General features: G+C 47.9%; 11 protein-coding genes. 3 read left to right on the plus strand and 8 right to left on the minus strand.

Annotated elements, in window-relative coordinates; translation table 11 throughout:
• Positions 1–147: 147 nt before the first annotated feature.
• The 4 genes from phoU to W04_RS03475 form a co-directional block, all read right to left on the minus strand.
• Positions 148–849, minus strand: coding sequence for a phosphate signaling complex protein PhoU (phoU, locus tag W04_RS03460; protein ID WP_022945410.1), 702 nt, complete (start codon positions 847–849; stop codon positions 148–150).
• A 63-nt stretch (positions 850–912) separates the two neighbouring features.
• A complete protein-coding gene (pstB, locus tag W04_RS03465) occupies positions 913–1,737 on the minus strand; it encodes a phosphate ABC transporter ATP-binding protein PstB (RefSeq protein WP_053909815.1) in 825 nt (274 codons plus the stop codon).
• A 29-nt stretch (positions 1,738–1,766) separates the two neighbouring features.
• Entirely contained in the window at positions 1,767–3,416 is a 1,650-nt protein-coding gene (gene pstA, locus W04_RS03470) for a phosphate ABC transporter permease PstA (RefSeq protein WP_053909816.1), read from the minus strand.
• A 16-nt stretch (positions 3,417–3,432) separates the two neighbouring features.
• Positions 3,433–5,664 (minus strand): ABC transporter permease subunit, encoded by a 2,232-nt coding sequence (locus tag W04_RS03475; RefSeq protein WP_053909817.1) that lies wholly within the window; start codon positions 5,662–5,664, stop codon positions 3,433–3,435.
• Positions 5,665–5,995: 331 nt separating this feature from the next.
• Between W04_RS03475 and W04_RS03480 the strand changes: the two genes are divergently transcribed.
• The 3 genes from W04_RS03480 (at position 5,996) to W04_RS03490 (ending at position 10,160) form a co-directional block, all read left to right on the plus strand.
• Entirely contained in the window at positions 5,996–6,496 is a 501-nt protein-coding gene (locus W04_RS03480) for a glycine cleavage system protein R (RefSeq protein WP_022945406.1), read from the plus strand.
• A 111-nt stretch (positions 6,497–6,607) separates the two neighbouring features.
• Positions 6,608–8,683 carry a polyphosphate kinase 1 gene (gene ppk1, locus W04_RS03485; RefSeq protein WP_053909818.1) on the plus strand — a complete coding sequence of 692 codons (2,076 nt, stop codon included), beginning with the start codon at positions 6,608–6,610 and terminating at the stop codon, positions 8,681–8,683.
• Entirely contained in the window at positions 8,670–10,160 is a 1,491-nt protein-coding gene (locus tag W04_RS03490) for an exopolyphosphatase (protein ID WP_053909819.1), read from the plus strand. Before ppk1 ends, W04_RS03490 begins: the two co-directional genes overlap by 14 nt.
• Here W04_RS03490 and W04_RS03495 read toward each other — a convergent pair.
• From W04_RS03495 to W04_RS03510, 4 genes are all read right to left on the minus strand, one after another.
• Entirely contained in the window at positions 10,146–10,601 is a 456-nt protein-coding gene (locus W04_RS03495) for a hypothetical protein (RefSeq protein ID WP_026111172.1), read from the minus strand. The genes W04_RS03490 and W04_RS03495 overlap by 15 nt on opposite strands.
• Positions 10,602–10,710: 109 nt before the next feature.
• Positions 10,711–11,433 carry a glutaredoxin gene (locus W04_RS03500; RefSeq protein WP_053909820.1) on the minus strand — a complete coding sequence of 241 codons (723 nt, stop codon included), beginning with the start codon at positions 11,431–11,433 and terminating at the stop codon, positions 10,711–10,713.
• A complete protein-coding gene (locus W04_RS03505; protein ID WP_053909821.1) occupies positions 11,430–14,549 on the minus strand; it encodes an efflux RND transporter permease subunit in 3,120 nt (1,039 codons plus the stop codon). The genes W04_RS03500 and W04_RS03505 overlap by 4 nt, the downstream gene beginning before the upstream one ends.
• Positions 14,546–16,003 (minus strand): efflux RND transporter periplasmic adaptor subunit, encoded by a 1,458-nt coding sequence (locus W04_RS03510; protein WP_053909822.1) that lies wholly within the window; start codon positions 16,001–16,003, stop codon positions 14,546–14,548. The genes W04_RS03505 and W04_RS03510 overlap by 4 nt, the downstream gene beginning before the upstream one ends.
• Positions 16,004–16,021: the final 18 nt, after the last annotated feature.

Below are 16,021 nucleotides of genomic sequence, written 5' to 3' on the forward strand. Positions count from 1 at the left end.
GAGCGCAATTTTACCCTATGTGCAGCTCAAACGCATCGAATTTCATGCCTTATTCAGTAAGCTTTTATACTCAACTGGCAATGATTATTTAACGTCATAAAAAAAGGGCAAATGTCCGTATTTGCCCATCTTTATTTTCTAAAATAATTACAGTGTCTTAGCGATATCTTCTTGGGAGATATGGCGAATATCCTTGCCGTTGACGAAATAAATCACATATTCGGAAATATTCTGACAACGGTCGCCAATGCGCTCCAAAGAACGTACCGACCAAATTAAGTCCATTACTTTGGGAATTGAACGCGGATCCTCCATCATATAAGTCATGATTTGGCGGGTGAGTGCTTCATACTCACGATCCACTTTTTCATCCGCTTTGTGCACTTCAAAAGCCTTCTGCGCGTCCATACGGGCAAACGCATCCAATACGTCATGTAACATGATTGACACTAAGCGACCCATATTTTCAATGTTATTGAGCAACCCTTGCTGATCTTTAGTGAAAGAGTCTAATGCCACTTTGGCAATGCGCTCAGCCTCATCACCAATGCGCTCTAAATCAGCAATAGTTTTGGCAATGGCAACAACTAACCGTAAATCACTGGCCGCTGGTTGGCGTTTAGCGATGATGCGCGTGCACTCCTCGTCAATGTTCACTTCCATGGCATTGACGCGGTAGTCATTAGCTTTGACCTTTTTTGCCAACTCAGCATCGTTTTTACTGACTGCATCAAGGGCACTGTTTAGTTGCTGCTCAACTAACCCACCCATGCTCAGCACATGGTTACGCACACTCTCTAGCTCTTCATTAAACTTGCCGGAAATGTGTTTGTTTATATTGTGTTCCATAATCGCCTTCTCAAAATTCTACTCTAGTAATCATAGCAACAAGCGTTGCAACATGCCGCGAGATTAACCGTAACGACCGGTAATGTAGTCTTCGGTTTTCTTCTTACTAGGGGTGGTGAACAGAGTATTAGTATCGGCATACTCAATAAGCTCACCCATATACATAAATGCCGTTTGATCAGATACCCGCGCCGCCTGTTGCATGTTGTGCGTTACAATCACCACGGTGAACTTGTTTTTGAGCTCACTGATCAACTCTTCAATAACCAGCGTTGAAATGGGATCCAGCGCCGAAGTTGGCTCATCCAGCAATAACACTTCGGGTTCGATGGCGATAGAGCGAGCAATCACTAAACGCTGCTGCTGACCTCCAGAGAGACCAAATGCACTGTCGTGTAGACGATCTTTGACTTCGTCCCACAATGCCGCGCCACGTAATGACTTTTCCACCACTTCATCGAGTTTACGCTTGTCTTTAATGCCTTGTAGGCGCAAGCCATAAACCACATTCTCATAAATAGACTTAGGGAATGGATTCGGACTTTGAAACACCATGCCAACATTACGGCGCAACGCTGCCACATCCACACGCTTGTTGTAGATATTCTCGCCGTGAAGCAGAATCTCACCGTCGATACGGCAGCTATCTACCAGGTCGTTCATACGATTGATACAACGTAGTAATGTAGATTTACCACAACCCGATGGGCCGATAAACGCAGTTACCTGACCTTTGGGAATATCCATACTGACATCACTCAGTGCTTGCTTCTCGCCATAGTAAAGGTCGAGATTTTTAATCTGCAATGCTGTTTGCTCTGGCTTTAGGTTATTCAAATCTAGCTTATCGCTGCTTGATGCATTTACCTGGGGTGCAACTGTAATCATAACTTTGTTACCTATCTCAATTCTTTACATTACTTATCTAGGGCGCGGAACTTTTCACGCAAGTGGTTACGAATACCAATTGCGGTGATGTTCAAGGTGATGATCACCGTCACCAGTAAAAACGCGGTTGCATAAACTAAGGGTCGCGCAGCCTCTACGTTCGGGCTTTGGAAGCCGACGTCATAAATATGGAAGCCTAAGTGCATAAATTTACGGTCTAAGTGCACATAAGGGAAGTTACCATCTAGCGGTAAGGTCGGAGCCATTTTTACCACCCCAACTAGCATCAACGGCGCCACTTCGCCCGCCGCACGCGCTACCGCCAGAATAAGGCCGGTCATAATCGCTGGGCTCGCCATTGGCACCACGATGCGCCACAATGTTTCCGCTTTGGTCGCCCCTAGAGCGAGTGAGCCTTGACGCACTGACCCCGGAATTCGAGAAAGTCCTTCTTCGGTGGACACAATCACCACCGGCAAGGTCAAAATCGCCAGGGTCAACGCCGACCACATTACCCCAGGCGTACCAAACACGGGGCTAGGCGCCGCTTCAGGGTAAAATAGCTGATCTAAACTGCCACCTAACATGTAGACAAAGAAGCCAAGACCGAATACCCCGTACACAATCGACGGTACACCTGCAAGATTAATCACCGCGATACGGATCATCTTCGTCACCGCATTTTTCGCTGCGTATTCGTGTAAGTAGATAGCGGCCACAACCCCAAACGGTGTCACGATCACGGCCATTAGCATCACCATAAACACAGTACCGAATATTGCTGGGAAAACGCCACCTTCGGTGTTCGCTTCACGCGGGTCATCGGCGATGAACTTGCCCAACTGACCAAAGTAATGACCGAGCTTGGCAAAGAAGCCCATGTTGTTTGGCTGCCAAAAATCAAGCACTTGATAAAGCGGTAAGGTCACCATTTCACCGCGCATGTCTCGCACGATCACTTTGTCTCGCTTGGCGGCATCACGCAACGCAAAGAGCTCTTTCTCATAGCCTTTATAAGCTTCACGCAAACGTTTACGCTCGGCTTCAAGCTCAGCCATGTGCTCGGGTGTTAGGTCATTATCAAGCTCATACGCACGCTCTTGCAGGCGTAATTGCTCAAGTTCATAGTTAATGTGACCGATTTCACCGTTTTGTAAATCAAGCGCTTGCTCATTAAGCTCAACCGCGCGCTCGACCAGCTCTTCCAATTTGGCGACCTTGTCGCCTTGTACCAGCTCACCTTGCTCATAGACCTGCTCAATATAACCATAGAAGTTACCGTTTTTAGAGCGTTCAAACACTGCGAGCGCTTTCGGCGTCGACTGTTTTTGGATGTCGGTTTCTAATAACCAACGGAAATCCAAATCAACATACTCACGGTTACCGGTTTTAATTAGGTAACGGGTGATCTCTTCGGCGCCATAGTTTTTTAACTCAACCCCGGAAGCCCGTACTCGACTCGCAGGCACCGCCTCGCGATCATAGATTTCACCAATGACCGTTTGCTGAGGTACAGAGCCTTGCACTTCAAACTGGTGTACTTCTGATGGCCAGAAAAAGCTCAGGCCTCGCCATGCAATTAGCGCTAACAAGCCAATTACAGAAATCAAACTGATGCTTACAGCACCACCGGTCATCCAAATCCAAGGAGAACCAGACTTAAACCACTGTCTTACCATGTCGTGTCTCCTCTAATTACAGTGAGCTGTATTTTTCACGCAGACGCTGACGAACAAACTCAGCAAGCGTGTTAAACACGAAGGTGAAAATAAAGAGCACAAAGGCTGCCAAGAATAGAATGCGATAATGTGAACTACCCACTTCAGATTCCGGCATCTCTACCGCAATGTTTGCTGCTAACGTACGCATACCTTGGAAGATACTCCAATCCATAATCGGGGTATTACCGGTAGCCATGAGTACGATCATGGTTTCACCCACGGCGCGACCTAAGCCCATCATAACCGCCGAGAAAATACCCGGACTCGCTGTCAGCAAGACCACCCGTACTAGGGTTTGCCACTGGGTGGCACCTAGAGCCAGAGAGCCTTGCGTAAGGTGACGAGGAACACTGAATACTGCGTCTTCGGCAATCGAAAATATGGTCGGAATAACGGCAAAGCCCATGGCAATACCTACCACCAACGAGTTGCGCTGATCGAAAGTCATACCCAATTCATTGGTAATAAACTGACGTGCATTACCATCGAATAACCAGTTTTCGACGCTGCCGCTCATAGCAAAGGAGACCCAGCCAACCAGTAGCACAACCGGCACCAAAATAATTGAGTGCGCTCCATCAGGGATGCGATGACGGATCTGCTCAGGCAGTTTTGTCCAAGCAAAGGCGGTGCTGATAATGGCGACGGGCAGCAATATCAACAACGCGACTATGGCGGGCAAGTTTTCCTCAATCAAGGGGGCTAACCAAAGGCCAGCAAGGAAGCCGAGAATAACGGTTGGTAAGGCTTCCATAATTTCAACGGTGGGCTTCACCACTTTGCGTAGTTCGCTAGACATAAAGTAAGCAGTATACACAGCAGCAGAGAGTGCAATGGGCACAGCAAAGAGCATGGCGTACATCGCGGCTTTAAGAGTACCGAAAGAAATTGGGATCAGTGAAAACTTAGATTCAAAGTCATCACTGGCCGACGTTGATTGCCAAATATAATCAGGCTCAGGGTAGCCTTCATACCAGACTTCCTGCCACAACCCAGACCAAGTTACCTCCGGGTGCTCATTCTCAATTTCTATTACCTTCACTTGGTTATCAGCCAAGATCAGCGCCGCATTTGAACGCGGAGCAATGGCAAAGTTTTTGATCATGCCATCGGCCACTTTGCCCTGCCATAGTTTCGCTTCACTGGTGGTGTAATACACCCCTAGCTCACCATTATCACCGGCAGTAAAGAAAGTGCGGCGATAAAATTCAGTGTAAATATCTATGGCTTTTTGCTTTGAGGTTGCAAAGGCGCGGATTTTCTTAAAGGCTTTGCCGTCATCGGTATTCACCTCAAACCACTGCGATACCTCGCCATTGTCGTTTGCCAGCATCAGTGAATTGGCGCCAGCAAGCAGCTGCGCGGAAATAATGTTGGCATTTTCTTCATTGGCAGCAAGTACTTGAGTCAGCTCAACGTCGCTGGCATAACGGCTGTTATAGATATAAATTTGGTTGGCTGAACGCACGAAAACGCGACTGCCGTCGGGCGAGATCAACAGCTCATCAATGCGGCCATCGATGTTAAGCTCGGTTTGTTCAGCCACCCACTCAACCTCGCCGGTCATGAAGTTTTCTTCACCGACATAGGCGTTAAATACCACTCGCTTGTCAGCGGTTAGGGCCACCATCACCACTTTTTCTTCGCTTTGCGAGAACGCAAAACGTGTAATGGCCTGACCTTGTGGGTCAACCTCTAGCGGCTTTTCGCCTAAGGGGTAAGTCAAACGTGGGGTCAACTTGCGCTGATTATTAGGGAAGCTCACCATAAAGCTTGGCTTGACGATAACCGCCTCACCATTGCTTAACCCATAGGCATATAAACCTTGGTGCGGTGCGCTAGACGCAAAGCTGGTCACGTCTGCAGGAAGAGCCGTTTTCAGCTCGGTCATTTGTTGACCAAAGCCTTGCTCTTGAATGTTGTAAAAGTCCACCGCCCCATCACGCTTAAGCAGATAGGCAATTTCGGTTTGTTCTTCAAGCCCTAAGCCGACAACATCCTGTTGTGCAACATCAAAGCTTGCACGCTCTTCGATGTGCGCAGACTCAAAAATAGGTTGCACCACATAGAGGAGATAGAAAAATATCAGCAACAGCGCCACGAGCACCATTACCCCGCCAGAGGTAATGCCAAACTGGGCTATTTTGTCTTTAAATAGACGGCTTCTATCCGTGCTAAATGTTAAGTTTTGCGGATTGGAAGTCATCAACACACCCTTATATCTTTACGATGCGCGGATTATATTTCATCAAAATGACAGTTTTGTTACATGACGGAAAAACTAGTAAGAAATGAGCAAAAAACAACCAATACCACCAAGACTGTTTTTACATCTGGTTATGACCTATAGCAAATTGCCATTGCGAAGAATTGGACAAACCCAGAAAAGGGGTCAATACTTGCTCATAGCGAGCACGTGAAGACCACCTTAACTTTTTAATAATTATACGTTTATCTATCTTATTTTAAGGCTGTGCTCGAAAAAAGCAGCCGCATGAGCTGACTAAATTTCCACAATAATAAAGAGACCGTTATTTATGCAGCAGTTAGTACTGACCGTATTAGGCCAAGATCGTCCCGGCCTCGTTGAAGAACTTTCCTCCGTCATCTTAGATCATCACGGCAATTGGCTAGCAAGCAACCTCTCACATCTCGCTGGTAAGTTTGCTGGTATTGTTCAGGTCGAGGTCGCTGAAGAGCACCTGAAAGAGCTTCAAGACGCACTACAACAATCCCCTCACTTAGAGATCCGTATTGAATCAGGAGATAAACTCGCCAATGACACGCCTGAATGTTTAAACCTTGCGATCACAGGAAATGATAGACCTGGTATAGTGCAAGAATTAGCTGCGGTGATCCGTCACAAAGGCGCCAACATCACGCATCTGACGTCGAAGCAACAAAGCGCGCCCAACTGGGGTTCGCCCTTATTCAGTGCGGTTGCTACGGTTACCTTGCCAGCGGGAATGCAGCGCGATGTCGTGATCGACGCTCTGGAATCAATCACCCCAGATGTTATCGTTGATATAGAAAGCTAAAAACAACTTGTATCTACTAAGAAGATGACAGCGCTGTTATGTCATCTTCTGGTCATACTGCGGTAATAAATTAATACACTCACGCAGACTCTCTTCTACACTGAGTGTATTATGAAACCGGAACACATTGTTATGCAGGCGAGCTACTACCCCAAAGAGCTCAGTTGGCTTTCTTTTAATGAGCGCGTACTGCAAGAGGCAAAAGATAAAAACAACCCTATCATTGAACGCATTCGCTTTCTGGGCATATTTTCCAACAATCTTGATGAATTTTTTCAAGTGCGCGTTGCTGACGTAAAACGCCGCATCCTGCTGAACAAACTTCCTGATGCAAACTTCGATGAAGATGAAGCCCTGATGCAGCAAATTCAGGACAAAGTACTTAAGCTAGGGCAAGACTTTAACGTTATCTATGATGATATCTTAGTGGCCCTCAACGAGCACAATATTCATGTTGTTCGACCCGAGCAGCTCAGTGAGTTTCACCAGCAATGGCTGTTAGCATATTTTAAATCTGAGGTATTAGAGCACCTGTCGCCCATTCTGCTTGATCAGAACAAAAACTATTCCGAGCATATCAACGACACCATGACCTATTTATTTGTCGAAATGCGTCATGAGAAAAGCCATTATGCATTGTTGGAAGTGCCGACCAACCGACTACCACGTTTTGTGCAATTACCTGCGGAAAAGACCCGCCGCCACAAAACTATCGTCCTGCTTGATGACATCATTCTCTATTATCTTGAACAGGTATTTGCCAGCTTTTTCAGCTTTGACGCCATTCGTGGTTTCGCCATTAAGCTCACTCGTGATGCTGAATATAACCTCGACGATGAAATCGAAGAAGGCCTGTTAGATAAAATGTCAAAAGGTCTAAAACAGCGGTTGCGCTCAGAGCCTGTGCGTTTAGTATACGACAGTGCCTTGCCCGGGGAGATGCTTAAAGCACTAAGACGACGCTTGGGGATCACTCGCTATGATGCCCTGATCCCTGGCGGCCGCTATCGCAACTTTCGCGACTTTTTAGCCTTTCCCAATGTCGGCCGGCGCTACCTTGAGAACCGCCCACTGGCAACCATTCGCTCACACACTTTTGATCATTTCACAAGCGTATTTGATGCCATTAGCCATCAAGACATTCTGCTGTATTACCCCTACCATACCTTCAATCACTTTTTGAACTATGTGCGCCAAGCATCTTTCGACCCTGACGTATTACATATAAAGGTCAATATTTATCGCGTTGCCAGTCAGTCGCGGTTAATTGGTGCGCTGGTGAATGCGGCAAAGAATGGCAAGAAAGTAACCGTTATGGTGGAGTTAAAAGCGCGCTTCGATGAACAAAATAATATCCAATGGGCAAAGAACTTGGACGAAGCTGGGATCAAGGTGATCTTTGGCATCCCTTCTCTCAAAGTGCACTCAAAACTGTGCGTGATTCATCGCAAAGAACACGGGCAAATTGTGCAATATGCACATATTGGCACCGGCAACTTCCATGAAAATACAGCAAAAATATACACTGACTTTAGCTTATTCACTCGCGATCCTGAGATATGTGAAGAGTGCGATAACGTGTTTAAGTTTATCGAGCACAGCTACAAACACTTTAAGTTTAAGCATCTGATGGTCTCACCTGTGAATGCGCGTGAACGTATCGATGAGTTGATTGATGAGCAAGTAACGCTAGGAAAGAAAGGTCACATTTTTATCAAGGTCAATAACTTAGTTGATAAAGAGTTAATTGATAAGCTGTATATCGCGGCCCAGGCAGGGGTTAAAATAAGGCTGATCATTCGTGGCATGTGCTCTTTGGTACCCGGCATCAAGGGGTTCAGTGACAATATTAAAATCATTAGTATCGTAGATCGTTTCCTAGAGCATCCTCGGGTGATGGTCTTTGGCAGTGCTGAGCATACCCAGGTATTTATTTCATCCGCTGACTTGATGACACGTAACCTTGATCACCGGGTAGAAGTAGGCGTCCCTGTTTATGATCGCAACTTACAGCAGGTAATCATCGATATACTCGAGTTACAGTGGCGCGATCGCAGTAAAGCCCGTGTGATTGACGCCGAGCAAAGAAATCATTACGTTCGTCGAGGGAACAAGAAAAAAATCCGCTCGCAAATTGCCATTCATGATTACTTAAAGAAATGGGAAAGCAATCGTGCACACCAATGATGTCACTACTTTCGCTGCTGTCGATTTAGGCTCCAATAGCTTTCACTTGTTGCTAGCAAGAGAGGTTGATGGTCGTTTAGAGGTGTTACACAAAGAAAAGCAGCGCGTATATCTTGCCGCCGGCCTTGATAACAACGACTGCCTGAGTGATGAGGCCATAGAAAGAGCGGTCAGCGTTTTACGGCAATTTGCTCGCACTCTCATCGATTTTCCTGCCGCCAACGTTAAGGTGGTTGCGACCTATACCTTACGCCGGGCGCGCAATATCAAAAGCTTCATGCGCCGTGCTCGTTCGGTGTTTCCATTTCATATCGATGTTATTTCTGGTCAAGAAGAAGCGCGCCTCATTTATCAAGGCGTTGCCCAACATATACATCACGAGGGGCTGCGTTTGGTGATTGATATCGGTGGTGGTAGTACCGAGCTGGCCATCGGAGAGCATCACCAACACCTGCGTTTGAGCAGCAGAAATATGGGCTGCGTGAGCTATTCGCAACAGTTTTTTGCTGACGGGCGTATCTCAAAAAAGCGCTTTAAACGCGCAATTGTTAAAGCCGAGCAAGAGTTAGAGTCTATCGCGAATAGCTTCACCCAATTAGGTTGGCAACATGTACTGGCCACCTCAGGCACAGCCAAAATGCTCAGCGCCCTGTGCCATCAAGGTGACTTAACCCAGCCACTTACCCAATCAGCATTGGCAACCTTGATTGAAGCGAGCTGCGACTCAGGCCATATAGAGCGATTGGAATTTGCCGAGCTCAGCGAAGAGCGCCGACCCACTTTTTGTGGTGGCCTAGCGATTCTTTACGCCGTGATGACGTTTTTTGATATTGATGCACTCACCTACTGTGACTTTTCACTGCGCGAGGGCATTCTTTACGAGCTCACAGAGCTGCACGCACACAAAGATATACGTGTTGCCACGATAGCCAATATCTCCACTCGATATGTGGTTGACAGTGAACATGCGGCCAATGTCAGTGCCACCTTGCAATGGCTCTTTCCTCATATTGAGCAGCCTTGGCAGTTAACCCATGAGGATGATCTTCCCGTGCTTTTATGGGCAGCTCAGCTGCATGAGGTCGGCTTAAGCATAAACTCATCTGGATTACATAAACACAGTGCCTACATTATTGCTAATAGCCAACTTCCGGGGTTTACCCAAGAGCAACAGCAGTTACTTGCATGTCTTATTCGCTTTTACAGAAAAAAAATTAAGCTTAAAGCGTTGCCTGAGTTTATTGCGCTTCCTTCACTAACGTTGAAGCGCATGATTGCCCTATTTCGCCTTGCTGTATTAATGAATCAAAAGCGCCAAGCCAAGCAAAAGCCTGACTATAAAATCAGCGCAGAAAGTCATGCGCTCACGTTGCAACTTGGCAAGCAGTGGCTGTCTGATAACACCTTGCTCGCTGCCGACCTTGAGGCCGAGCAGCAACAATGGAAAAAGCTAGGGCTAGATTTACACGTCTTTTAGGCGATTAGCGCTTTGCATCATTTGTTGTAGCGCATTTTGTTCAGTGAGCAGTATTTGCGAAAGCACGTCTTTACAATCTTCAATCTCTGCACGCTCGGTAAGGTACTGATACAGATCGATAACCTGTTGATGTTTTTTGGCTAGGTAGTTTTGTACTTGCTGCTCATCATGGGCCATATCGGCACTTAATGATTCGAAGTCAATCAGCTCTGGATTTTCGGCAAAGTACTCATAGCACCAAGTATTTAACGCGTTAGAGCTGGTTAATATTTTAAAACTAGCAACGTCAGCAGCAAGCTTACCCTCATACCCACTTAGATAATCTAACAGCATGGCACAGCGCTTATCGCTGCTTAAGCCGAGCTGTTCAAAATTGGCAGCAAGTCGGTTGTGAAATTCCACTGTCCAATCCAGTACATGATTAATCTTTTTAACTTGCATATAGCCTCCTTTAGATAGTGTTTTATACACAGCAAGTTTCATGCACAAAAAAAGCCCGCTGTCACACGGGCTTCTTAATACATTGGGCATCCACTGTTAGGTAATTATTTCACCCTAGGGTGTAAAAGATCCAAAGACCCATTACCAACATGATGGCGTTTTCAGAAAAGCTGACGGCCCCTAGAGGGACTGATTGATTACCACCAACACACGCACAGTTGAGGTCACGCTTATCGATATATACAGCTTTAAATACCGATATCCCGCCAATGAGGCCAGCAAAAGTCGCGATCACAGCCGTCGCCCATGGCCATAAGCCACTGAGCATCCCCAGTCCGGCAGCAAGCTCTAAAAACGGATAAATGTACCCATAAGCAGGGAGCTTCATGGTCAGTAGGTCATACTGTTTAAAGCCATTAACAAAACTGCCTATATCCATCAATTTTAACAGCGCCAATAAACACAGTGATGCGCCCATAAAGCTCATCACTAAGGTCGATAATTGCCATCCCATATGCCCAGCGCTTAGCGCAAGGGCGATAGCAAAAGCGGTGCTAAATACTGCTATAACGGGCGTATAGCTTTGCTCATCGTCTTGTTCATCGCTCTGTACACCAAAGTGCTGCTGCAAATCGTCGAAGCCGCCGATACGCTCACCATCCAAAATGATTTGCGGTGTAGTGCCAACATCGAAGCGAGATTTAAGTGCTTGCTCCTCTTCCTTATCGGCAAAAACATGATCTTCATAGTCAACATTCTGGCTATCAAGGAGCGCTATGGCCTTTTCACCAAATGGACAACTCGGTTTGCGATAAATATGATTATTACTCATCTCGACTCCTTGTTTGTGTGTTTTACCCGCCATAAGAAATACACAGCCGGGATAACGATCAGTGTCAGCAACAATGCACTTGCCATGCCACCGACCATGGGCGCGGCAATGCGGCTCATTACCTCACTGCCGGTACCGCTGCCATAGAGTACGGGTAACAGCCCAATAATAATGGTCGCAACCGTCATCATTACAGGGCGCACTCGCAATCCAGCACCGGTTTTAATCGCTTGGCGTAACTGAGCCGGTGTCAATGGCCCATGCTGGAGCTTGGCCTCATCATAAGCTTGATTTAAATACACCAGCATAATCACGCCAATTTCTACGGCGACACCGGCAAGAGCGATAAAGCCCACACCCACAGCCACCGACAGGTTGAATTGCATCAGGTAAAGCAACCACACCCCACCGATAAGCGCCAATGGCACCGTGCCCATGATAATGGCGACCTCAGCAAAACGGCGAAAGTTTAAAAACAACAAAATAGCGATAATAGCGAGGGTCAAGGGCACCACATAACTGAGCTTGGCTTTCGCCCGCTCCATATATTCATACTGACCCGCAAAACGCAGTGAGTAGCCAGGAGGTAACTCCAAAGACTGCTGCAGATAGGCTTTAGCTTCACTAACATAGCTGCCCATATCGACGTTATTGATATCGACAAACGTCCAGCCGTTAATGCGCGAGTTTTCGCTCTTGATCCCCGCAGGCCCCGAAGTGACGCGAATGTCGGCAACATCATCGAGCTGTAATTGCACGCCAGTAGGGGTAATAATGGGCAACCTCCCTAAACTTTGTGGCGAATCACGGTAGCTTTGCGGAAAGCGCAGGTTAATGGGATAACGCTGTTGCCCTTCGATAGTTTGCGTTAGGGTTTGCCCCCCTACCGCAGTGGCAATCATGCTTTGCACTTGCGCCATAGACAGCCCATAGCGGCCAAGCAGCGCGCGGTCAAAACGAATATCTAAATAGCGTCCTCCTGCCACCCGCTCAGAGTACACCGAGGCGGTGCCGGGAAAGTCTTTCAATAAACGCTCAATATCCTGACCAATTTCTTGAATTTTAATTAAATCTGGCCCCGCCACTTTGATCCCTACCGGGGTTTTAATACCGGTGGCGAGCATATCGATCCGGGTTTTTATCGGCATCACCCAAGCATTGGTTAACCCAGGAAATTTAACGAGGGCGTCTAGCTCTTCCTTAAGCTTATCGATGGTCATGCCCTCACGCCACTGGCTCTTTGGCTTAAACTGAATAAAGGTTTCAATCATGGTCAATGGTGCAGGATCTGTGGCGGTATCAGCGCGGCCTATTTTACCGAATACCGATGCCACCTCGGGCACGGTGCTGATCAATTTATCGGTTTGTTGCAGTAGTTCTCGCGCTTTACCGATTGATAACCCTGGATAAGTGGTGGGCATGTACATTAAGTCGCCTTCATCCAAAGGCGGCATAAATTCGCTCCCCAGCTTACTCAGTGGGTAGTAGGTTGCCCCACCCACTGCCAGTACCAATAACAAAGCAACCTTAGGGAAACGCAAAACGCCACCGAGCAGCGGCCGATAAAGCGCAACCAATAGCCGGTTTAAAGGGTTTTTATTCTCACTGACTACCTTGCCACGAATAAAGTAGCCCATAAGCACGGGGACCACGGTAATAGCAAGGCCGGCAGCGGCCGCCATGGCATAGGTTTTGGTGAACGCCAACGGCGCAAACAAGCGCCCCTCTTGGGCTTCAAGTATAAACACCGGCAAAAAGCTGACTGTGATAATAAGCAAGCTAAAAAATAACGCCGGCCCCACTTCGGCCGCTGACTGCGCAACAATACGCCAGCGGTTATCCTTGTTCAGCGGCTCTCGCTCCATGTGTTTATGCATGTTTTCTATCATCACAATAGCGCCATCGGTCATTGCCCCAATGGCGATAGCAATCCCGCCCAACGACATGATATTGGCGTTAATTCCCTGCATATACATGACGATGAATGCCACTAAGATACCCAGAGGTAAGGTGATCACCGCCACCAGCGAAGAGCGCAGGTGAAAAAGAAAAGCCGCGCACACCAATGCCACAATGATGAGCTCTTCAAGCAACTTATCAGCTAAGTTATCAATAGCGTTGCCGATGAGATTTGAGCGGTCGTACACCGGGACAATTTCCACGCCTTCAGGGAGGCTGCCACGCAGTTCATCTAGGCGCGCCTTAACACCATCAATCGTACGCTGAGCATTCTCACCAAAGCGCATCACCACAATACCGCCAACGACCTCACCTTGACCGTTAAGTTCAGCTATACCCCGGCGCATTTGCGGCCCCAGCGTCACTCGCGCCACATCGCGCAGCAGCAGCGGCACACCATTGTTTTGAATCCCCAACGGCGTTTGCGCTAGTGCGTCAGTAGATTGAATATAACCGGTGGCAGTGACCATATACTCGGCTTCGGCTTGTTCTATCACAGAGGCGCCAATCGCCTGATTGTTATCTTTTACCGCCCGTGCCACCATCGCCACAGGAATGTCGTAGGCGCGTAATTTTTGCGGGTCGAGCTCAATTTGATACTGCTTTACCATGCCACCGACCGTGGCCACTTCGGACACCCCGTGCACCGCTTGCAGTTCGAACTTTAGCAACCAGTCCTGAATACTGCGCAGTTCACTTAAATCATGGCTGCCTGTGGTGTCAGTGAGGGCATAAATGTACACCCACCCGACCCCGGTGGCATCGGGACCCAGGCGCGGCTGGGCGCTGCTCGGTAAGTCTCCCTCTACTTGTGACAAATACTCTTGTACGCGTGAGCGAGCCCAGTACATATCGGTGTCATCATCAAAAATGATGTAGACGTAAGAATCGCCAAAGAACGAAAAACCGCGCACGGTTTTTGCCCCCGGCACTGACATCATGGCGCTGGTAAGTGGAAAGGTGACCTGATCTTGTACCACCTGAGGGGCTTGACCAGGGTAGCTGGTTTTGACAATCACCTGCACATCGGACAGATCTGGAATTGCATCAACCGGGGTGTTCTTTAAGGTATATAAACCAGCCCCAGTGAGCATCAAGGTCATTAAAACCACTAAGGCTCGGTTTTTTATCGACCAATGAATAATTGCCGCGATCATGATGCACCTTCCTGCTCGCTTAGGATCTCAATATCGGTGATCACAAATTGCCCTGCGCGTATCTCAAAACGAAAGCGGATTTGCATACCTTCACTGAGAAAATCAGTGGCCAGCCCAGCATCTAATTTGAAATCCATAGTCGTCGCTTCGCGATTCCATTTTGCAATCGGACCTCGCGCGATACGCACGGTACGCTCAGCGTGATTAATGGCTTTTACTTCGCCGTTCACCCTAGCATGGGCATAATCGCGTTTATCTAAGCGGGCCAGCTCAGCTTGTTTATTCGACTCGGAATCCAGTAAGAACTGACCCGAGGTCACTATTTCTTGGCCTGGCTCTAAGCCGGCGAGAATCTCAACCCATGAATCGACCACGCGACCGGTGTGCACCGCGACCGATTTAAAGCGTCCATCGCCAAGAGCCAGCACCACACGCTGTCCTTGCGCGGTATTAATTACCGCTTGCTGGGGCACACTCAAGGTCGGGGCGTTATTGCTGGCATCAATGACAACTTTGGCAAACATATTCGCCTTGAGCGCACCATTTGGATTGGCAAAGCGCAATCTCACTTGGGCTGTGCGCGTCGTCGTATCAAGGCTGGGGTAGACGTATTCAACGCTGCCACGCCAGCGCATTTGTGGTAAGTAATCCAGCGTCATAACCGCGTCTGCGCCTTCGTTTAAATACGGCAATTGACGCTCATGGACATCGACAATCACCCATACTTGGTCGGTTGCAGCGATATCCATTAATGAATTTTCGGGCTTAACGTAAAAGCCTTCGCGCACATTAAGCTGCTCAATCACACCATCTTGTCGCGCATAATAGGTGATATTCTGCTGCACCTTGCGTGTTTCGGTGAGCTCCTCGATAAAGCTGGGAGCAATTTTAAACGCTTTCAGGCGAGCGACTGCGGCGCTGCGCAGCACCTCGTCTTGGCTATTAAGGGCAAGAATAAATTCCTTTTGAGCGTTGACTAAATCAGGACTATACAAAGTATATAAAGGCTGGCCCTGACTGACTCTCGCGCCTGCAGATTTGACATAAAGCTGTTCAACCCAACCAGCCACTCGCGGGTGCACATGAACCATGGCTTCTTCATCGTAGCGAATATTGCCAAATGATGTAATCGAGTTAACCAGTTGCCGCTTTGACACTTGCGCGCTGCGAACACCGAGGTTGTTCTCAACACTGGCGCTAATGGCAATGACGCCCGGCTCATCTTCAGGCTCGTCATAGACCGGCACCAAATCCATCCCCATAGGAGATTTTCCCGGACCATCGCGGCGATAGCTGGAGTCCATTGGCGCGACCCAGTAGAGCGGATGTTTCTCAGCGTTTTGTTGTTCTTCGGTTGATGATGCGGGTGCACCATCGTGACTTACTTGGGTCACACCCCAAGTAACTGCAGCCGCAATACCCATCGCGAGTGCATACTTCACTAATTGTTTCATTTTGCTTACCTAGAAATA

It is taken from the genome of Pseudoalteromonas sp. SW0106-04 (assembly GCF_001293805.1).
GTDB lineage: Bacteria > Pseudomonadota > Gammaproteobacteria > Enterobacterales > Alteromonadaceae > Pseudoalteromonas > Pseudoalteromonas ruthenica.